Below are 19,426 nucleotides of genomic sequence, written 5' to 3'. Positions count from 1 at the left end.
ATGAAAGCCATGTCGTCCATCATACCAGTTTGGCATTGCTCAGCCGTGCTGGCCCAATGCCCTCGTCAGGGGCTATGCTGACAGCCCTATTGCATTGCAATAATCTACCCACCGGCCACGGGGCAGCATAAGGAGATTCCAACGTGAAACGTCTGCTGATTGTCGCCCATGCACCCTCTCCCAACACCTTGAAGCTGCGCGAGGCAGCACAGCGAGGGGCGCAACACCCAGACATAGAGGGTATCGAAGTCGTGGTAAAAGCGCCGCTGGATACCGTGCCGGACGATGTACTGGCCTGCGATGCTGTGCTGATGGGTACCACTGAGAATCTGGGTTATATGAGCGGTGCGCTAAAGGACTTTTTTGACCGCTGCTATTATCCCGTACTGGAAGAAAAGCAGGGGCTGCCCTGTGCGCTCTATATCCGCGCCGGGTTGGATGGTACCGGCACGCGTCGCGCGGTAGAGAGCATCGTCACTGGCCTACGCTGGAACTGGGCCCAGGAACCGCTGACGCTACATGGTGAGTGGCAGGAAGGCTTCTGCGGTCAGGTCGAAGAGCTGGCGCAGGCCATGGCGGCGGGACTGGAAGCCGGTGTTATCTGACTGGCATGCCGACGATAAAACAATAAAGAAAAACGGCACCCTGCGGGATGCCGTTTGTGTGCCGTAGTTCAATAACTGCCTGGCCTATACGCTTACTTCAGACGCTCGAACACCGTGGCCACACCCTGGCCCATGCCGATACACATGGTCGCCAGGCCCAGGGTGGTGTCCTGCTCACGCATCACGTTCAGCAAAGTGGTGCAGATACGCGAACCGGAGCAGCCCAGCGGATGGCCGAGGGCAATAGCACCACCGTGCAGGTTGACGGCCTCATCCATGCGGTCACGCAGGCCCAGGTCTTTCAGTACAGGCAACGCCTGGGCTGCAAAGGCTTCGTTGAGCTCGACGGTTTCGATGTCGTCAATGCTCAGCCCTGCCGCCTTGAGCGCCTGCTTACTGGCAGGCACTGGACCATAGCCCATGATCGAAGCGTCGCAGCCGGCCACGCCGGTCGACAGCACGCGCGCGATGGGCTCAAGCCCCAGCGCCTGGGCCCGCTCGGCACTCATCACCGCCATGCCGCTGGCTCCCACAGACAACGCTGATGAGGTACCGGCGGTCACGGTGCCACCGCGCGGGTCGAAGGCCGGCTTGAGCCCGGCCATGGACTCCAGGCTGGCATCGGCACGAATCACTTCGTCCTGATCGACGCGGATCCTGAAGCCCTGGGCATCATGGCCTTCAATGCCGATAATCTCACGGTCAAAGCCACCGTTCTGCTGCGCGGCCAGCGCACGCTGGTGAGAGCGCACCCCAAAAGCGTCCTGCTCTTCACGGGTAATACCGTGCATCTTGCCCAGCAGTTCGGCGGTCAGGCCCATCATCATTGCCGCCTTGGCCGCGTACTTACTGGCCTCGGGGTTAATATCGATGCCGTGAGTCATGGGCACATGCTCCATGTGCTCGACGCCGCCAATGATATAGAAGTCACCCATGCCGGCACGAATGTTGGCCCCAGCAATATGCAGCGCGCTCATCGAGGAGCCGCACAGCCGGTTGACGGTCTGAGCAGGCACAGTGCGCGGTATGCCGGTCATGATCGCGGCGTTGCGCGCGATGTTCATGGCCTGTTCCAGGGTCTGGTTCACACACCCCCAGATCACGTCGTTGATCTCAGCCGGATCCAGCCCCGGGTTACGCTCAAGCAGCGACTGCATGACGGCGGCGGACAAGGTTTCGGCACGCACGTTACGGAAGGCACCGTTCCTGGCTTTTGCCATGGCGGTACGAACGCCGTCGACCACCACGATATCTCTCGGATTCAAACTCATTGCTCTAGCTCTCCCACTTGTTCTGCCAACTGAGGTGGTGGATCAGGCCTGGTCAGCGCCCTGATAGAAGCTGTCACCGTTTTTCGCCATCTCGCGCAGGCGGTCGGTGGGCGCATACAACGGACCCAGGTCCTTGGCCAGTCCATCGGCCAGCTCGACGAACTCAGCGAGGCCCATAGCGTCGATGTAACGCAGCGCACCACCGCGGAACGGCGGGAAACCGATGCCGTAGATCAGTGCCATGTCGGCCTCTGCTGGGCTGCCCACGATGTTGTCTTCCAGGCAGCGCACGGTCTCCAGGCACAGCGGCACCATCATGCGCGCAATGATGTCTTCATCAGAAAAATCCTGCTGGCCGGTGACTACCGAGGCCACCAGTTCATTGGCTACCGGGTCGTCAACCTTCTTCGGCTTACCCTTCCTGTCTTTCTCATAGGCGTAGAAGCCCTTGGCGTTCTTTTGGCCCAGACGGTCATTCTCGAACATCACCTGAATGGCGGTCTTGTGGCCTGAGTCGCCCGATGCGCTCATGCCGCCCATTCGATCCGGGAAGCCTTCGGCCATGACCTCACCGGCATGAACCGCAGTATCCATACCGACCACGTCAAGCAGATACGCCGGACCCATGGGCCAGCCAAATCTTTCCATGACCTTGTCGACGCGCTTGAAATCGGCACCGTCTTCAATCAGCTGGCTAAAGCCGCCGAAATACGGGAACAGTACGCGATTGACCAAAAAGCCGGGGCAGTCGTTGACCACAATCGGCGTTTTGCCCATTTTTCGTGCATAGGCCACCGTTGCTGCGACGGCCTTATCGCCGGTCTTTTCACCGCGGATGACTTCGACCAACGGCATGCGATGCACCGGATTGAAAAAATGCATGCCGCAGAAGTTTTCGGGCCGCTTGAGGTTTTCAGCCAGTCGCGTGATAGAAATGGTTGAGGTATTGGAGGTAAGAATGGTGTCCTCGGCCACACTGCCTTCAACTTCGGCCAACACAGCACCCTTGATCTTGGGGTTCTCGACCACCGCCTCGACGACCAGGTCGACATGCCCGAAGTCGCCATAGGACAAGGTGGGCCGAATGTTGCTCAGCCGCTCTCCCATCTGGGCAACGCTCAGCTTCTTGCGCTCCACCTGCTTGCCGAACAGCTTACGTGCCTCATTCAGGCCCAGCTCAATGGCATCTTCCTTAATGTCCTTCATCAGGATCGGCGTGCCCTTGGAAGCACTCTGGTAGGCAATACCGCCACCCATGATGCCAGCACCTAGTACCGCGGCCTGGTTGACTTCTGGTGCCTGCTTTTCGTATTTGCTGGCTTTTTTCTTGACTACCTGGTCATTCATGAACAGGCCGACCAGGTTGAAGCTGACATCGGTCATCGCCAGCTTGCCAAATGCTTTGGCTTCAATGGCCTGGGCGCGGGCACGCTCCTCTCCGGCACCTTTCTGAATGACCTTGATGGACTCCACCGGTGCCGGATAGTGCGGCCCGGCCTTGCCGGCGACGAAGCCTTTGGCCGTCTCAAACGCCATCATCTGCTCGATGGCGTTAAGCTTGAGCGGCGAGCACTTTTCAACACGGCGCGCCTGGTAATCCAGCTCGCCGGCACCCGCCCGTTTGACCAGATCCATTGCTGCGTCGAGCAGCTGCTCATGGGGGACGACGACGTCAGCTGCTCCGACCTTCAAGCAGGCATCGGCGCGATTTTCCGTGCCGCCGGCAATCCACTCAATGGCGTTGTCGGCGCCAATCAGGCGAGGCAGGCGCACACAGCCTCCCCAGCCTGGCAGGATACCCAGCTTGGTTTCAGGCAAACCAATCTTGGCGCGTTCGCTGAGCACCCGGTAATCTGTGGTTAACGTGACTTCACAGCCACCACCCAGAGCCAGCCCGTTAACCGCGCTCACCGTGGGGAACGGCAGGTCTTCCAATGCATTGAAAATGCCGTGAACATGCTCGAGCATGGCAGTCAGCGCTTCGCTGCCCTCCTCGAACATGCGATGAAATTCGGTAATATCCGCACCAACGATAAACGCTTCTTTGGCGCTGGCCAGGATCAGGCCCTTGAGCGACGACTCTTTTTCGATTGCCTCAACCGCCTCCCCCAGCTCCTTGACGACCGCGCTGGACAGCACATTGACGGCTGAGTCCTTCGCGTCGAAGGTCAGGGTGGCGATGTCGTTGTCACCACGTGACACCGAGATGGCATTGCCTTGATAGATCATCCACGAATCTCCGTGCAAGAATTCATACGACCGTTTGATTTGCTACAGCTTGGTTCACTCTCGCGGTGGCGTCAAGCTTTTGGCGCATTGGCTTTTGAAATACTGGCTTTTGAAATACCGTTTTTTGAAACAGTCCGCATTGTGAACTGATTCTCATGCTGTTGATCCGATACCTCAGCGTACATCTGATTCCACTTGAGACTACAGTACAGGCAGTCATTCCCGACATCTGCAGCGTCAGCACACTTTTTTCACTGCCAGCCTTTCACTACCAAGCATCAATAAACCACGAGACCCCCATGGCTTCCACACCCCAACCCTCTGACCCTCAAGTGCCCGCCCAGGCGCCTTGGCTGCAGGTCTGGCAACGCCGCCTGGAAAAACTCGCTGTTTACTGGCGGCGCTGGGGCTGGTTATGGCCGCCAGCGGCCTTTGCCAGCGGCATGGGCAGTTTCTTCCTGGTTGAACGTCAACAGTGGCTGGGTGCCACCCTGGCGCTAGGCATGTTGCTGGCCTGGGGGCTGCTACTGGGTGAGGGGTTGATCATCCAATGGCTGAAGCGCCGCGGCTACCCCTCCCTGCCAGTCGGAAGCACTTCTTTTATCGCCCAGCTAATACACCAGGAGACGCTGTTTTTCTGTCTACCCTTCCTGCTGGCCACCACTGTGTGGAGCAGCGGCCAGGCCCTGTTCACGTCAGCGATGATCCTGCTGGCGCTGGTTTCCATCATGGACCCGCTGTATTACCGCCTGGCGTCACACCGCTGGCTGTATTTTTTCTTCCATGCCCAGTGTGTGTTTCTGGTGGTGCTGGTAGCACTGCCGACGCTGCTTCACCTGAGCACCCGGCAGAGCATGCTGCTGGCGCTGGTCGCCATGGTGATTTTCAGCCTGCCAAGTCTGATGCAGCTGCGCAGCCTGGTGTCACGACGAAGATGGCTGTCGATGCTGGCTGTGCTGCCGATGCTGGCCGTATTGGCCTGGTCGGGTCGCGCCTGGGTGCCGCCGGCTAGCCTGTGGCTTTCAGCCAGCGCGCTGTCACCAGCCTTTGACAGCTCTGAGCGGGCACCGCGTGGTGAGATGCGCCTAACCCCCGAGGCTCTCAATGCCAATGGTCTTTACGCCTTTACGGCCATTCATGCACCGCGCGGCCTGAAGGAGGAGGTCGTACACGAATGGCGTCATAACGGTGAGTTGATCGAGCGTATCCCACTGGAAATTCATGGTGGCCGTGAAGACGGCTACCGTGCCTGGACCCACAAGCTGAATTTTCCCGCCGAATCGGCGGGGCGTTGGCGCATTGATATCATGACCACAGGCGGACAACGCATCGGCATCATCCGCTTTAACGTCAGTGATGACAGCAGCACAGCGACCCTGGCTGATGGCCACACAAGCACACCGCCGGGCATTCCGGGCCTCGTTGTCAGGCACCTGGTCGCCCGCCCCAGCCACGCACCAACCCCCGGGAACACCTCAGATCAGCCTGAAGACGAGGCTGAACCTGAGCCTGATAGCGAGCCGGGCGCTAAGACACAAACCAAGCCCCAACCTGAGGGCGGAGATAACACCCAACAGAAATCAGCCGAATAGCCCCTGGCTACGCAGGTATTCGTCGTAGCTGCCGCTGAAATCGGTGATGCCATCATCGCGCATGTCGAGAATGCGTGTAGCCAGCGATGAGACGAACTCACGGTCGTGACTGACAAAAATCAGCGTTCCCGGGTAGTTCTCCAGCGCCAGGTTAAGCGCCTCGATAGACTCCATATCCAAATGGTTGGTGGGCTCGTCCATCAGCAAGACGTTGGGCTTGGTCAACGCCAGCTTGCCGAAAAGCATGCGGCCCTGCTCGCCACCCGAGATCACTTTCACTGACTTACCAATATCATCGCTGGAAAACAGCATCCGTCCTAAGGCTCCACGCACTTCCTGCTCACCACCGGTAGTCCACTGACCCATCCACTCGAACAGCGTGGCGTCGTTGGTAAAGTCGCTGCTGTGATCCTGGGCAAACACACCAATCTCAGCACTGTCAGTCCAGCGCACAGCACCGGCATCGGGATGCAACTCACGGGCTAGGATCTTGAGCAGTGTCGTCTTGCCAATGCCATTGGGGCCGATGATGGCGATGCGTTCGCCGGCTTCTACGGTCATTGAAAAGCGTTCAAACAGCGGCGCATGCTCACCGAACGCCTTGGAGACCGCCTCGACATTGACCGCATTGCGATGGATCTTCTTGTTCTGCTCAAAGCGGATGAAGGGGCTAACCCGACTGGAGGGCTTGATGTCCTCGAGCTTGATCTTGTCGATCTGGCGCGCCCGCGATGTCGCCTGCTTGGCCTTGGAAGCGTTGGCCGAGAAGCGGCTGACAAAGGCCTGCAGCTCAGCGATTTGGGCCTTCTTCTTCGTGTTGTCAGCCTGCTGACGCTCGCGCACCGCCGTGGCGGCAGTCATGTACTCGTCATAGTTGCCAGGAAACAGGGTGATTTCGCCGTAGTCCAGGTCCGCCATGTGGGTACAGACGCTGTTAAGAAAGTGGCGATCGTGGGAGATGATCACCATGGTGCTGTGACGCGCCTTCAGTATGTCTTCCAACCAGCGGATGGTGTGGATGTCCAGGTGGTTGGTGGGCTCGTCGAGCAGCAGCACGTCGGGGTCGGCAAACAGCGCCTGAGCCAGCAGCACGCGCAACTTCCAGCCTGGCGACACCTCGCTCATAGGACCGGTATGCTGCGACTCAGGAATTCCCAGCCCCAGCAGTAGCTCACCGGCACGCGAGTCCGCGGTATAGCCATCAAGCTCCGCAAAGCGGACTTCCAGATCAGCCACCGCCATACCGTCTTCTTCACTCATTTCCGGCAGCGAGTAGATGCGCTCGCGTTCAGCCGCCACCTGCCACAGCTCATGATTGCCCATGATCACGGTATCGATGACCCGCGCACTCTCGAAGGCAAACTGATCCTGACCCAGCTTGCCCAGCCTGGCGCCGGTATCAACCATCACCTGCCCTGAAGACGGCTCCAGATCACCGGCCAGAATCTTCATGAAGGTGGACTTGCCACTGCCGTTGGCGCCGATCAGGCCATAGCGGTTGCCATTATTGAATTTGACCGAGACGTTTTCGAACAGGGGTCTGGCCCCGAACTGCATGGTAATATTGGCAGTAGAGATCAAGATTGCATTCCGTAATGTTGCGTTATCTGGAGCAGCGCCTCAGGGCCACGGGCCCGGAACGCATAGAAAGAAAGGGGGCGATTGTAAGCGCCAAGCAACAGCGATGCAGCCCCAATTATTGTTACCGTAGCGCTACTAGGCAATTATCAACGATCTGCGGCCATTCGAAGCAGCTCGATGCATCAACGCCATCGTGTTACAAGGTGTTGCATACCCAAACCGCCATTTGCATTACACGCAACATCTTCGGACACTTGTCACTGACGTAGATGTTCATTGAAAAAAATAGTCCTGAATCAACAGATCACTGAAACCACCTAGGCAGTAACGACCCATGCACCAGAACAGCGTCGCTTTCCAACTGGCACGGATTCCCCGCATCTGGCGTGCCATCATCGACCGCCGCCTGGCTCCCGAAGGGCTGACCCAGACCCGCTGGGTTACGCTCTACCACTTGTGGCGGCTGGGCGATAACCAGCCTCAGCGTGAACTGGCCCGGGCCATTGGCGTTGAAGCCCCCTCGCTGGTACGCACCCTCGACCAGCTGGCTGAGCAGGGTTTGATCGAACGTCGCCCTGGCGAGGCCGATCGACGCACCAAACATATCTTCCTGACCCAGGCAGCCATGCCGCTACTACAGCACATAGAAGCCGAGGTCAGCGATGTCATGTCTGAAATGCTGTCAGGTCTCAGCGCCGATGAAATCGAACTGTTCACCGCCTTGCTGACCCGTATTGAAAATAACGGCCTGGCAATCCGCGAGCAGGAACAGGATGCCGAGCAGCCAGACGCCTCCGAGTCAGACTAGGTTCTGAGTCAATCAGCGTCCGAGTCAGCTCCGGCTCTCAGGTTCAGCGCACTCCGACTTTTCGCCCCAGTGCCCAGCCTTAGCGCTGGTCCGGGCACCCTTCCAGAGCATCGCGCAGCTCAGCCAGCGGTTCAACAAACGCCGGCAGCTGTTGCGCGTACAGTGCCTCGTCCCACCACAGGGTCAGTGCCGAGCGGCTCGAGCCAATCGCCAGCACACTATCACCCAGATGCGCGGGCAGACGGCTCAACAGCCGCTGGGCAGGCTCGGGTAGCGGCCGAAGCGGCTCTGTGCGCCAGCACCAGCCATCGGAAAACACCTTCAGCGCCGGGCTGGCCAGATCCGGGCTGACCAGCATGAAGTCTGGCCCCGGACGTGACCCAGGGTACGGCCAGCGATACACCGCCACCAACCCCTTGGCCTGATGGGCAGGCGAGACGTCCATCTTCACCTCGATACCGAGCTTGCGCGCTTCACCACGCAAGGCCACCAGCCGCTTTTGCCGAGGGCTTGGCTTGAGCCACATCAGCGGGGCAACCAGCATGGCCATGACACCAGCAATGACCAACCAGCTCATGGCGCTGTCCTTGAGTGCACTGCTCTGACGTGCGTTGTCATGTTGCAGGCTGTCCTGGGATATAATGGATACAGATCATTGTCTTGAATCATCGTGCGTCCTAAAGTGGGAACATGAGTTTGAGAACATGGGTTTAAGAACATAAGTTTGAACACACAGGCTGACTGAACGGAACGCCATCTGGAGGCTGTCATGAGCAACGAATATCGTCACATCCTGGTCGCGGTTGACCTGACCAAGGACTCCCACTCAATTCTTGAGCGGGCCTTGCAAATTGCTGACCGCAACCATGCTAGGCTGTCCATCATGCACACCCTGGAACCGCTTGGCTTTGCCTATGGCGGTGATATCCCCATGGACCTGACCAGCATCCAAGACCAGTTGGATGATCACGCCAAAAAGCGTCTGGCTGATATCGCCAACCCCCATGTTGCTCCTGAAGACCAGCACGTGGTCGTCGGCATGCCGGATACCGAGATTCATCGCTTTGCTGATGAACAGGACGTGGATCTGATCGTGGTGGGCTCACACGGGCGCCACGGTTTCGCATTACTACTGGGCTCCACTTCCACCGGTGTGCTGCACGGCGCCAAGTGCGATGTGTTGGCAGTGCGTGTCGGCATGGACAGCGACGAATAGCAGCCAGCCGTTATTCGAGACCAAGCACCGCTCGAGGCCAAACACCATCCAACAGCCCGGAGCGCAATAGCGCTCCGGATTGGTTCTTTACTCAGACCTTTATTCGCCAGACGCCTGGGCTTCAAGCTCCATCCAACGCTCCATGGTGGCTTCCAGTGCAGCCTGTCTGTCGCTCAGCGCTTGCAGCACTGACGTTACCTTGTCGCTATCCTGCTGATAGAAACTCGGCTCGCTGATTTGGGCCTCGACCTCGGCAACCGCATTTTCCAGGCGCTCTATTTCTGCGGGGAGCCCATCCAGCTCACGCTGCAACTTATACGACAGCTTGACCCGCCTGGGCGCTGCTGCTGGCTCGGTTTCACTGGTGCCGACCTTTGGTGGTGTTTTTTCGGCCACCGGCTCAACCTGCTGACGCGCGGCGCCCTCCCAGGGCGCCGGCGGCAAGGCACCACCCTGGCGTACCCAGTCGCTGTAACCCCCGACATATTCGCGCACCAGACCCTGTCCCTCAAAGGCCAGCACACTGGTGACCACGTTATCCATGAAAGAACGATCGTGGGATACCAGCAGTAAGGTGCCGTCAAAGTTGAGCAGCAGCTCTTCCAGAAGCTCCAAGGTCTCGACATCAAGATCGTTAGTCGGCTCATCGAGCACCAGCACGTTGGCCGGCTGGGTGAACAACTTGGCCAGCAGCAGGCGGTTGGATTCACCGCCCGAAAGCGCCTTGACCGGCTGGCGCACGCGGTCGGGGGTGAACAGGAAGTCCTGCAGATGACTGATAACATGACGGTCGCGACCGCCCACCGTAACCCGGTCGCTGCCCTGGGCCACGTTGTCATACACACTCTTCTCGGGTTCTAGGCCGGCACGCAGCTGGTCAAAATAGGCAACCTGCAGCTTAGTGCCCACCAGCACCTCACCCTCACTGGGTTTCAGCTCACCCAGCAGAATCTTGAGCAGCGTGGTCTTACCGGCGCCGTTACGGCCGATCAAGCCTATTCTGTCGCCACGTTGGATCTCCATGCTCAGTCCATCAATCACGGCATCATCGCCAAAGCGCTGGGTCACATTCTTGAGCGCCACCACACGCTTGCCGCTCCGCTCTCCACTGTCCATGGCGAGGTTGGCGCGGCCAAGGCGCTCGCGGCGTTCACCACGCTCGCGACGCAGCTGCTCGAGCGCCCTCACCCGCCCTTCGTTGCGGGTACGCCGGGCCTTGATGCCCTGGCGAATCCAGGCCTCTTCCTGGGCCAACTTCTTGTCGAACTCGGCATTCTCCCGGGCCTCTACCTCCAGCTCATGGCTCTTGCGCGCCTGATACTCGGCGTAGTTACCGGGATAGCGGCCAAGTCGGCCGCGATCCAACTCAAGAATCGCCGTGGCCAGGTTCGACAAGAAAGTACGGTCATGGGTAATGAACAGCACCGACCCATCGAAGGCAGCGAGCTGTTCTTCCAGCCAGGCAATGGTGTCCAGATCCAGGTGGTTGGTCGGCTCATCAAGCAGCAGCAGGTCCGGCTCGGCGACCAGCGCCCTGGCCAGCGCCACCCGACGACGCCAGCCACCCGAAAGATCGGCCATCGCAGCATCTTCGGGCAGGCCCAGGCGGGTTAATACCACGTCGATACGCCGGTGGAACGACCAGCCATCGATGGCTTCCAGGCGTTCCTGCAGGGATGCCATGCGATCCATGTCAGGGGCGTCGGACTGCACCAGGTGATGATACTCACTGAGCAGCTCGCCGGCTTCGGGCAACCCTTGGGCAACCACATCGAAGATGGTTTCACCGGACGCGTCGGGCAAATCCTGAGCCAGCACGCCGATCTTCAACCCGGGCGCACGCCAGACGCTGCCGCCGTCCGGCAGTATCTCACCGGCCACCAGCTTGAGCAGCGTTGACTTACCCGTTCCGTTGCGCCCGACCAGGGCCAACCGCTCTCCGCGTTCCAGCACCAGATCGGCGCCATCCAGCAGCACTTTGGGGCCATAGGCCAGCTGCAGCTGTTCAAGACGTAACAGAGCCACGCATCCACCTCTCTTATTGACAAGCGCTATAGTGTAAACCATGTGCCCCGACGTGGCTTGATGACAATGACTGTGGGTACAATTCGCGCCTGTTCAACGTCACTTCAGCACAAGGAGCCCATCGCCGTGGCCGATTCGCCCTCGGATGTCGACAACGTCTTACCGGAGGCGCTGCAGTTTTGCTCGCCAGCGCCGCTGATGGATATCGGCGCTAATCTTACTCATGAAAGCTTTGGTAGGGACCTCGAGGCGACCCTAAGCCGTGCCAGGGCCGCTGGCGTCGAGACGCTGATCATTACCGGCACTGATCTCGAACATGCGCGTCAGGCGCTGGAGCTGGCTGGGAAACACCCCGGACTTTACGCTACAGCCGGCGTGCATCCCCACGATGCCAGCCAATGGTCTGCTGAGCTTTCCAGCGCTATGGCTGAACTGCACCAGCAGAGCAAAGTCGTTGCGGTCGGCGAGTGTGGACTGGACTTCAACCGCAATTTCTCCACGCCGGCCGACCAAGAGCGTGCCTTTGAGGCCCAGCTGGAGCTGGCCGCCAGCAATCGCCTGCCGCTGTTCATTCACGAACGTGATGCGGGCCAGCGCATGGCCGAAATATTGGCGGCCTGGCGCGACGATATTACCCAAGCGGTAGTGCACTGCTTTACCGGCGAGCGTGACACCCTGTACCGCTACCTCGACCTGGACCTGCACATTGGCCTGACCGGGTGGATCTGCGATGAGCGCCGCGGCCACCACCTGCGCGAGCTGGTTCCCGACATCCCATTGACGCGTCTGATGGTTGAAACCGACTGCCCTTATCTACTGCCACGCAATTTACCTGCCAAACTGAAAGGTAGGCGCCACGAACCAGCACTGCTGCCGTGGATCGTACGCGAAATCGCCCACTGGCGAGGGATCGACGAGGCCGAGCTGGCACGTGCTACCACCGCCGCCGGTCTGGCATTTTTTGGCCTAACAGCAAGCGAACCTGATAACACCACAGAGGACATCTGCCATGGATGACTTACCCGGTTTCATTACGGTAGAAACTGCAGATCAAGACGGCTTGCCGCTATCGATTGCCTGGACGCTACGCGATGGCAGCGTCAAACACACCCTGATCCAGCCAGATAGCGACTGGCTTGATGACGAAATGATTTCGCTGGGCAGCTACAGCATGGAAGAACTCGCCACCATGGGTGTCAGCCCGCTGGATGTCATTCAGGAGCTGGAGCAGGACCACTTCAATGCCACCCTCTACACTGCCGGCATTGCAGATGATGAGGCGGCACTCTCGCGGCTGTTTGACACCTATGGCATGGACCCATTTATCGAGCTGGCACCTGCTGAGAGCCTGTATCCTGAACTGTCTGTAGGTGAGTGGTCCCAGGCAAGGCGCGAGCTGTTCGCTGAACTTGGGCTGGAGCCGATGCGCCCGGAGGACGAAATCCAGGTCATGCTGGCGCTGCATCAGCGCATGCGCCTCGATGACGACAACGAAACCTGAGCTTCAGGCTCGCTCAACACACTCCGTCATGTCGGCACCAAGACACGCGCGGCCGATAGCCACAGCGACCTGTATGCTGTTGCCCTGCCGATAAAACGCTGCCAGTGTCGAGCGGAATGCCTCGGCACGAGACGGCAGCCCCTGCCTCTCGAATGTCTCGGCCCGTTTTGCCACCCTGGCTGCAAAAGCCTGGCGATCCACTTCAACATCGCCCAGATTATCCACGCTGACATTGAAGTGTCGCCCGCAGGCCGCTGAAAACAGCGACTCTAGTGCCTGGGGCGCCACTTCTGCGGCTTCAAAGGCCTGCTGCTGCTCAGCATCTCGGCCATCGGGCAAGTACCAGTAGCCGTAATCCTCCAACTGACGACGCTGCGCACCGGCAATACACCAATGGCTGATCTCATGCAGGGCACTGGCGTAGTAACCGTGGGCGAAAATTACCCGATGCCAGGCCACTTCACTATCCGCCGGCAGATACAACGGCTCATCACCACCGCGTACCAGGCGCGTTCGATACGTCGGATAAAAAAGCCCATCGAACAGCGCCGTTATATCGTCAAGTGAATGAATCACGCAGTTACCTAGACCAGAAATTGGCCGTCCATTATAGCCAGTATGGGAGCACGACGAAAATTGCACAGCACTGGTAGAATACGCCGCTCATTCCGCCCGCTCTGCCCCTGATACGGGGCCATACTGCCTGGAGCTGAAACACATGGCCCGGTTTATCGCCGACCTTGTCAGTACCTCGCGTACTGAGACACGCACACTCGTTCGTCTGTCCCTGCCGATCTGGGGCGCCCAGCTTGCCCAGGCGGGAATGAGTGTGACCGATGTCATGATGACCGGCCGCCTCAGTCCGACGGACCTGGCAGCGGTATCGGTCGGCTCAAGCCTGTGGCTGCCACTGATGCTACTGATGACTGGCACCTTGATGGGGCTGACACCTGTGGTGGCACAGCTGCTCGGTGCGGGCAAGCGGGCTGAAATACGGCCCCAGGTGCATCAGGCACTATGGATTGCCTTAGTAATGGGGCTACTGGCCATGCTGCTAATATGGACCATTGTGATGCCGATATTCCACTGGATGGAGATACCTGAAGCGGTAGCCAGTCGTTCGGCGAGTTATTTACTGGCCATCGGCGCCGGCATGCCCGGCATAGCGCTATTTCTGGCCTTACGCTCCTTTTCTGACGGCATGAACCACACCCGCCCCGCACTACTGATCAGCCTGATCGGCCTGGCCGTGAATATCCCCAGCAATTACCTGCTGATTTACGGAGGCCCAGGGCTTGTCAGCATGTTTGGTGACTGGCTGCCTGCTCCAGTTCAGGCAATTCCAGCTCTGGGTGCCTTCGGCTGCGGCATTGCCACGGCGCTGTCAATGTGGGCCATGAGCCTGTCGATGATGGTCTATACCCGCCGCAGCTCTGCCTATGGAGATGTCGAGCTGTGGCACTCACCTACCCCGCCGCGCTGGAAAATCATCGGCGAGCTGCTTTACGTGGGCCTGCCAATCGGTGTGGCAATCTTTGTCGAGGTGACGCTATTCACGCTCATTGCTCTGCTGATCGCCAGCCTCGGTGAGATTACCGTGGCCGCTCACCAGGTGGCGCTGAACTACACCTCGCTGCTGTTCATGCTGCCGCTGTCGCTGAGTATAGCGGTCACCGTGCGTGTCGGTAATACCCTTGGGCAGGGCCGCCTGCGGGCCGCTCGGATGGTGGCCTGGCATGGCGCCTATATCTCGTTGGCTGCGGCGCTGTTCAACAGCACCCTGGTCTGGCTGACCGCTGATGCGGTGATCGACCTGTACACCCGCGATGGCGCCGTCAAAACGCTGACCATGTCATTGATCGGCCTGGCCATGCTCTATCAGGTATCAGACGGACTACAGGTCAACCTGGCCGGTGCCCTGCGCGGCTACAAGGACACCCGTGTCGTCATGTTGATCACCATGCTGGCTTACTGGCTAGTCGGCCTGGCCGGCGGACACTGGCTAGGGACGCAAGGACTGGCTGGCTTGACGCCGCCGATGGGAGTTCATGGCTACTGGATCGGCCTGATTGCCGGGCTGACCGTTGCCGCCATACTGCTCGGCGAACGCCTGAGACGTCTCAGCAAGCGCGTTGCAGCCAGTCAGACAGACACTGCCAACGCCTGACATCACTCCCTCTGCAACTGCCCCCGGCCACCCTCATCCAATCCAAAGTGTTGAGGCCAGGGGCTTACCCTTACCTGCCAGTCTGTGATATTTGTGTAGAACCTGTGGTATTGATGTAGAAGGTGTAAAGATGTGGGGTAAAAGCCACGAGAGTGAGGTTGTGAAGGTAAGGATTTTCAACAGTGACGCCGTGCACTGACAACCGGCGCTGAAAAACTGGCCGCCGACTGATGTGATAATGCTTCAGCAGGAGGAATCATGGCTATCTCGCTGTCTCACCGCCCTGCCCAGGTCATTGACCTGGAGACGATGCGCCAACGCCAGCTGGCCAGACGACGTCTGGTTCGCCTGTCACCGGAGTTGGATGGCCTGGAAATGGTCTATCAGCAGTCTGCCGAACCCGACGCTCACTATTGTATGCCCGTGCTGGCCTGGGGCCTTCGGGAAGATGGCGATGTGGTTGGGCTGGTGGCCTGGATGGAAACACTCATGCCCTGCCAGCAGCTTGACGACCCGGAGCACGGGCAATTCATCGGCTATCGGGACCCGGAAACAGATGAGCTGTTCGACTACCCGCCTGCCCATAAGGTGCACGAGCTGGAGCACTCAGCAGCCTACTTTGACTATGAAGAAATGCAGGAAACTGCCCTAATTCAGCAGATTCCTGAAAGCCACGGCACCCATGCCCTCTGTATGGACGATAATCAGAGCCCGCTGCAGCTGAAACAGGTCTTTGGTTGGCACCTGTATAATGACGGGCGTATCGAAGCTTTGCTTGCCGACGAAGACAAGATCGAGATGACCCCAGTGCTACCGGGCGACGCCTGCCTTTACCCCGGGCACAGTCGGCACGCTGTTGTGTATCTTTTCCAGCGTGATATTGCCAACCGTATCCGTGACGAGGATGCTGCCACCATGGAGGCCCTGGCCATCACAGTGCTCAGTGGTAAAGGCTGAGCCATCGTACTGAAGCAATGCCTAAGCCAAGGTCTGAGTCAGCCGCTCAGCCTAGGCGTATCAGGTAGCGGTAACAGCCATCGGCTTCGCTATGATGAGTCAGTTCATGGCCAAGAAAAGCGCAGAACTTTGGCACATCGCGCACAGTGGCCGGGTCGGTGGCTATCACTTCAAGCACCTCTCCGGGCTGCATGTTGCGAACCTGGTTGTGCATCATCATGATTGGTTCAGGACAATAGAGCCCACTGGTATCCAACTGGGCCTGGCTGACTGGCAAGGACGTATCGGATGACATTATGCAATTACCTCCCTCACACTGACAGAATAGATCTGGGGACTGTGTCATGATCAAGATTATTATCGAACGGCGCATCATGCCCGGACTGGAAGAAGAGTACGAGCAGGCAGCACGCGATGTTATGCGCCAGGTGCAGGGCGTCACCGGCTTTGCTGGAGGTGAAAGCTTGATCGAAAGCGAAAACAGCAACCGACGGCTGGTCATCACCCAGTGGCGCGACCTACGCGCCTGGAAAGACTGGCGTGACAGCAGTGCGCGTCGGCAGGTACTGCAAAAAATGCTGCCGCTGCTGACCGAAGATGAACATGTACGGATGTTCAAACACAGTTATTAATAGCAGACACAAAACGCTGAGCTGATGTTCAGTCGCGCAGGCGCACATGCACCGTAACTTCTTCCCGATCATGGTATAGGTGTCGACAGCTGATGTCAGCGCCAACACCGGCATCTGCCAACATCAACTCGAGCCTTGATAACCCTTCGTGCACAGCACGCCAACGCTGCTTCATCGGCAGTTTCAGATTAAAAACCGCTTCGCGGCACCAACGCTTGACCAGCCAACGGGCCATCATGTCGATGACCCGCGAGGGCTGGTCGACAATGTCACACACCAGCCAGTCAAGCCGCATCGGTGGCGCCCATGCAAAGCCGTCCTCACGCAAATGCTCGACCATGCCGCCGGCCATCAGCGCCGGATTCATGGGGCCATTATCAATGGCGTAAACCTGCATTCCCCGATTGACCAACTGCCAGGTCCAGCCACCAGGAGCCGCACCCAGATCAGCAGCCTGCATCCCTACAGCCAACCGCTCTTGCCACTGATCGATGGGGATAAACTCATGCCAGGCTTCCTCCAGCTTGAGCGTTGAGCGGCTGGGCGCAGCATGAGGAAAACGCAGGCGCCGAATACCGCCGGGTTCCTCGCTTCGGTTACCTGGAAAGCTGATGCCCAGCTGAACACAGTCGCCATCGCTCCACCACACATGCAGCCTTCGACCTCCCGCCTTACGCCTCAAGGCACCGCGCTTTTTCAGACTTGACTCCAGCGGACGCTTGAGCGCCTTCATCAGTCCCGACAGCGCTTTGGCCTCGTTGGTGTCTGGCGTTTCCTGCCACAGCGTCTCGAAACTCCAGCCGCTTTCCACCACCTGCGAGACAATCGGCGACAAGCGGTCATTGCGATCCAGTGACAGAGGCGGAAACGCCACCAGGCTCTGGCGTGCAAATACCAGCGACGTCAGTGGCAAGCCGCGATGCAGCTCGTTGGCAGCCTGCCCTGGCGGCAACGCATATCGCACAAAACCACTGTGACGTTCGGCATGGTCTACCCCATCGATACCCAGCTGACCTCCCCGGTGGAGCAGCTCTGCCGCCAGATCAGGTTCAAATCCAGGGCGGCAATAGCACAGCAGCTCGTTGGGCACGTTCATGAGACTTCCTCGTCTGACGCATTTTCAGCGGCCAAGGGCTGACCGCTGCTGGATGCTGCCAATAACTGGCACTATACGCTATCCAGGCCTGATACAAAAAAAGGCCTGCCATACTGGCAGGCCCCTGTCGCTCTGGTTCTAACAGCTTACGCCGCCGCTTCACGCAGCAGGTTTTTCCTGACGCGGCCTACTCATCAGTCCCTGCTCACGTGCCATGGCAATGGCCGCCTGAGGCCCTGTCCACAGCGTCGGCAGCAGCACCAAGGAAACCGGCGTTGCCGTGATCACGATGAACTGCTGCAGGGCGCCCACCTGACCGGCTCCCATACGCAGCAGGATACCTGCCAGCAGCGCCATGGCAATGCCCCAGAAAGCACGTACCAGTACGCTAGGCTGATCATGCCCTGTGCCAACTACCGAAATTGCATAACTCATGGAATCACCAGTGGTAGCCACAAAAATGGTCGTCAGCACTAGGATGGCCAGCGCCATGAAAGTGCCGCCCGGCAAGGCTTGTGCCACGGTCAGCGTTGCCACATCAAAGCGGAAGTTGTTCAACGCATCAGTCAGATCGATAGCACCAGTCAACTGATAGTAAATCCCTGAGCCGCCCATCAGAGTGAACCAGACGGTAGTTGCTATCGGCGCGATTACAGCAACCGCCAGAATCATCTGCCGAATGGTGCGGCCACGCGAGATACGTGCAACAAAGATCGCCATCAACGGACCATAGCCGATAAACCAGGCGAAGAAGAATACCGTCCACCACTGCATCCACCAGTCGGGAGCGGTCTGGTTAGTCATAGTGGCCATAGTGAAGAATGAAGACAGGTATTCACCAAATCCTTGGGTAAAGGCATCAATCAGGAACTGTGTGGGCCCGAATAGGAAGATCACAGCGGCAATAGCCAACGCCAAGAAAACGTTGAAGCGGCTAAGAATCTGGATACCGCGATGGATACCGGTCATGGCCGACGTCACATAGATCAGGCCCAGCACGATCAGCACCGTGAGCTGAGTGGCGAAGGTATCAGGCAAACCGAATAGCTCATGCAGCCCGAAGCTGACCTGCGTGGCTAGAAAACCGATCGGGCCGACGGTGCCGGCAACAATGGCGATGATACACAGCGCATCCACCACGCTACCAAACCAGCCCATCATCACACGCTCGCCCAGCACAGGAATCAGCAGAGTCCGCGGCTGAAGTGGATAGCCTTTGACATAGTGCGCGTGAGCCAACACAACAGCAGCCAACGAGCCCAACACGGCCCAGGCTAAGAAGCCCCAGTGCATGAACGACTGCGCCAGTGCACCGGCAACGGCCTCGGCTGTCCCCGCATCTGTATCGAATGAAGGTGGAGTCACCACAAAGTGATAGACCGGCTCGCCCGCCGCGAAAAAAACACCACCACCTGCAAGCAGCGTACACAGGATCATTGACACCCATTTGAAGGTACTCAGCTCTGGCTTATCCAGGTTACCTACCTTTGCATTGGCCGCCGGTGAAAATGCCACGCCCATGGCAACAATGAAGGTCAACAGCAATAGCAGCTGGAAGTAGCTGCCAAAGGTTGCTGCAGTCCAGGCAAAACCTTCGGAAATATTGCCGGCAACCATATCGATGTCATAAACAGACAGCCCGATAAAAAGCACAATGAACGCAATGCTCAACCCCAGAACCAGGGGATTACCCAGGGAAAATGCATGAAAAACCGCTCTACGACGGGCCTCGTAGCGCTTTACCAA

General features: G+C 58.7%; 18 protein-coding genes. 9 read left to right on the top strand and 9 right to left on the bottom strand.

Translation table 11 applies throughout. From position 1 onward, the window contains the following. The first annotated feature begins 143 nt into the window (after positions 1–143). The gene (locus ACTH3D_RS01215; RefSeq protein ID WP_441664420.1) at positions 144–605 is read left to right on the top strand and encodes a flavodoxin family protein; all 462 of its coding nucleotides are present in this window, start codon (positions 144–146) and stop codon (positions 603–605) included. Between the two features lie 92 nt (positions 606–697). On the opposite strand, the gene fadA is transcribed toward ACTH3D_RS01215, so the two are convergent. Both fadA and fadB read right to left on the bottom strand, forming a co-directional pair. Continuing rightward, positions 698–1,876 (bottom strand): acetyl-CoA C-acyltransferase FadA, encoded by a 1,179-nt coding sequence (gene fadA, locus ACTH3D_RS01210; protein WP_441664418.1) that lies wholly within the window; start codon positions 1,874–1,876, stop codon positions 698–700. A 42-nt stretch (positions 1,877–1,918) separates the two neighbouring features. Beyond that, positions 1,919–4,105 carry a fatty acid oxidation complex subunit alpha FadB gene (gene fadB, locus ACTH3D_RS01205; protein ID WP_441664416.1) on the bottom strand — a complete coding sequence of 729 codons (2,187 nt, stop codon included), beginning with the start codon at positions 4,103–4,105 and terminating at the stop codon, positions 1,919–1,921. Between the two features lie 299 nt (positions 4,106–4,404). Here fadB and ACTH3D_RS01200 point away from each other — a divergent pair, with 299 nt between their 5' ends. Then, complete coding sequence (locus tag ACTH3D_RS01200) at positions 4,405–5,697, top strand: DUF5924 family protein (RefSeq protein ID WP_441664414.1); 1,293 nt, start codon at positions 4,405–4,407, stop codon at positions 5,695–5,697. On the opposite strand, the gene ACTH3D_RS01195 is transcribed toward ACTH3D_RS01200, so the two are convergent. Then, positions 5,686–7,278 carry an ABC-F family ATPase gene (locus ACTH3D_RS01195; RefSeq protein WP_441664412.1) on the bottom strand — a complete coding sequence of 531 codons (1,593 nt, stop codon included), beginning with the start codon at positions 7,276–7,278 and terminating at the stop codon, positions 5,686–5,688. The genes ACTH3D_RS01200 and ACTH3D_RS01195 overlap by 12 nt on opposite strands. A 334-nt stretch (positions 7,279–7,612) precedes the next feature. On the opposite strand from ACTH3D_RS01195, the gene slyA reads away from it, so the two are divergent. Continuing rightward, complete coding sequence (gene slyA, locus ACTH3D_RS01190) at positions 7,613–8,086, top strand: transcriptional regulator SlyA (protein WP_441664410.1); 474 nt, start codon at positions 7,613–7,615, stop codon at positions 8,084–8,086. Positions 8,087–8,165: 79 nt separating this feature from the next. Here the strand turns inward: slyA and ACTH3D_RS01185 are convergent, their stop codons facing one another. Continuing rightward, positions 8,166–8,663 carry a preprotein translocase subunit YajC gene (locus tag ACTH3D_RS01185; RefSeq protein WP_441664408.1) on the bottom strand — a complete coding sequence of 166 codons (498 nt, stop codon included), beginning with the start codon at positions 8,661–8,663 and terminating at the stop codon, positions 8,166–8,168. Positions 8,664–8,855: 192 nt separating this feature from the next. Here ACTH3D_RS01185 and ACTH3D_RS01180 point away from each other — a divergent pair, with 192 nt between their 5' ends. Beyond that, entirely contained in the window at positions 8,856–9,302 is a 447-nt protein-coding gene (locus ACTH3D_RS01180) for a universal stress protein (RefSeq protein ID WP_441664406.1), read from the top strand. 99 nt (positions 9,303–9,401) lie between these two features. On the opposite strand, the gene ACTH3D_RS01175 is transcribed toward ACTH3D_RS01180, so the two are convergent. Continuing rightward, the gene (locus ACTH3D_RS01175; protein ID WP_441664404.1) at positions 9,402–11,327 is read right to left on the bottom strand and encodes an ATP-binding cassette domain-containing protein; all 1,926 of its coding nucleotides are present in this window, start codon (positions 11,325–11,327) and stop codon (positions 9,402–9,404) included. 126 nt (positions 11,328–11,453) lie between these two features. Here ACTH3D_RS01175 and ACTH3D_RS01170 point away from each other — a divergent pair, with 126 nt between their 5' ends. Further along, complete coding sequence (locus ACTH3D_RS01170; RefSeq protein WP_441664402.1) at positions 11,454–12,344, top strand: TatD family hydrolase; 891 nt, start codon at positions 11,454–11,456, stop codon at positions 12,342–12,344. Continuing rightward, positions 12,337–12,828 carry a hypothetical protein gene (locus ACTH3D_RS01165; RefSeq protein WP_441664400.1) on the top strand — a complete coding sequence of 164 codons (492 nt, stop codon included), beginning with the start codon at positions 12,337–12,339 and terminating at the stop codon, positions 12,826–12,828. The genes ACTH3D_RS01170 and ACTH3D_RS01165 overlap by 8 nt, the downstream gene beginning before the upstream one ends. Positions 12,829–12,831: 3 nt before the next feature. On the opposite strand, the gene ACTH3D_RS01160 is transcribed toward ACTH3D_RS01165, so the two are convergent. Beyond that, entirely contained in the window at positions 12,832–13,404 is a 573-nt protein-coding gene (locus ACTH3D_RS01160; RefSeq protein ID WP_441664398.1) for an elongation factor P hydroxylase, read from the bottom strand. A 142-nt stretch (positions 13,405–13,546) separates the two neighbouring features. On the opposite strand from ACTH3D_RS01160, the gene ACTH3D_RS01155 reads away from it, so the two are divergent. Beyond that, complete coding sequence (locus tag ACTH3D_RS01155) at positions 13,547–14,995, top strand: MATE family efflux transporter (protein WP_441664396.1); 1,449 nt, start codon at positions 13,547–13,549, stop codon at positions 14,993–14,995. Positions 14,996–15,253: 258 nt separating this feature from the next. Beyond that, positions 15,254–15,952 (top strand): hypothetical protein, encoded by a 699-nt coding sequence (locus tag ACTH3D_RS01150; protein WP_441664394.1) that lies wholly within the window; start codon positions 15,254–15,256, stop codon positions 15,950–15,952. Between the two features lie 46 nt (positions 15,953–15,998). Here ACTH3D_RS01150 and tusA read toward each other — a convergent pair whose 3' ends face one another. Then, a complete protein-coding gene (tusA, locus tag ACTH3D_RS01145) occupies positions 15,999–16,247 on the bottom strand; it encodes a sulfurtransferase TusA (RefSeq protein ID WP_441664392.1) in 249 nt (82 codons plus the stop codon). Between the two features lie 49 nt (positions 16,248–16,296). Between tusA and ACTH3D_RS01140 the strand changes: the two genes are divergently transcribed. After that, on the top strand, positions 16,297–16,584 hold the full coding sequence (locus ACTH3D_RS01140) for an antibiotic biosynthesis monooxygenase family protein (RefSeq protein ID WP_441664390.1): 288 nt from the start codon (positions 16,297–16,299) through the stop codon (positions 16,582–16,584). A 28-nt stretch (positions 16,585–16,612) separates the two neighbouring features. Here ACTH3D_RS01140 and rlmM read toward each other — a convergent pair whose 3' ends face one another. Both rlmM and ACTH3D_RS01130 read right to left on the bottom strand, forming a co-directional pair. Next, entirely contained in the window at positions 16,613–17,680 is a 1,068-nt protein-coding gene (rlmM, locus tag ACTH3D_RS01135; RefSeq protein WP_441664388.1) for a 23S rRNA (cytidine(2498)-2'-O)-methyltransferase RlmM, read from the bottom strand. 159 nt (positions 17,681–17,839) lie between these two features. Then, positions 17,840–19,426: a BCCT family transporter gene (locus tag ACTH3D_RS01130; RefSeq protein ID WP_441664386.1), complete on the bottom strand. Its 1,587-nt coding sequence runs from the start codon at positions 19,424–19,426 to the stop codon at positions 17,840–17,842.

Origin of the sequence: Halomonas sp. (genome assembly GCF_052095765.1) — a bacterium.
Lineage (GTDB): Bacteria > Pseudomonadota > Gammaproteobacteria > Pseudomonadales > Halomonadaceae > Halomonas.
This window is presented reverse-complemented; position numbering and strand designations above follow the sequence as displayed.

Coding starts and splice junctions, on each gene's coding strand:
- tusA (WP_441664392.1), bottom strand. CDS start 16,247: ATGTCATCCGATACGTCCTTGCCAGTCAGCCAGGCCCAGTTGGATACC.
- ACTH3D_RS01185 (WP_441664408.1), bottom strand. CDS start 8,663: ATGAGCTGGTTGGTCATTGCTGGTGTCATGGCCATGCTGGTTGCCCCG.
- ACTH3D_RS01200 (WP_441664414.1), top strand. CDS start 4,405: ATGGCTTCCACACCCCAACCCTCTGACCCTCAAGTGCCCGCCCAGGCG.
- rlmM (WP_441664388.1), bottom strand. CDS start 17,680: ATGAACGTGCCCAACGAGCTGCTGTGCTATTGCCGCCCTGGATTTGAA.
- ACTH3D_RS01140 (WP_441664390.1), top strand. CDS start 16,297: ATGATCAAGATTATTATCGAACGGCGCATCATGCCCGGACTGGAAGAA.
- fadA (WP_441664418.1), bottom strand. CDS start 1,876: ATGAGTTTGAATCCGAGAGATATCGTGGTGGTCGACGGCGTTCGTACC.
- fadB (WP_441664416.1), bottom strand. CDS start 4,105: ATGATCTATCAAGGCAATGCCATCTCGGTGTCACGTGGTGACAACGAC.
- ACTH3D_RS01155 (WP_441664396.1), top strand. CDS start 13,547: ATGGCCCGGTTTATCGCCGACCTTGTCAGTACCTCGCGTACTGAGACA.
- ACTH3D_RS01150 (WP_441664394.1), top strand. CDS start 15,254: ATGGCTATCTCGCTGTCTCACCGCCCTGCCCAGGTCATTGACCTGGAG.
- ACTH3D_RS01165 (WP_441664400.1), top strand. CDS start 12,337: ATGGATGACTTACCCGGTTTCATTACGGTAGAAACTGCAGATCAAGAC.
- slyA (WP_441664410.1), top strand. CDS start 7,613: ATGCACCAGAACAGCGTCGCTTTCCAACTGGCACGGATTCCCCGCATC.
- ACTH3D_RS01180 (WP_441664406.1), top strand. CDS start 8,856: ATGAGCAACGAATATCGTCACATCCTGGTCGCGGTTGACCTGACCAAG.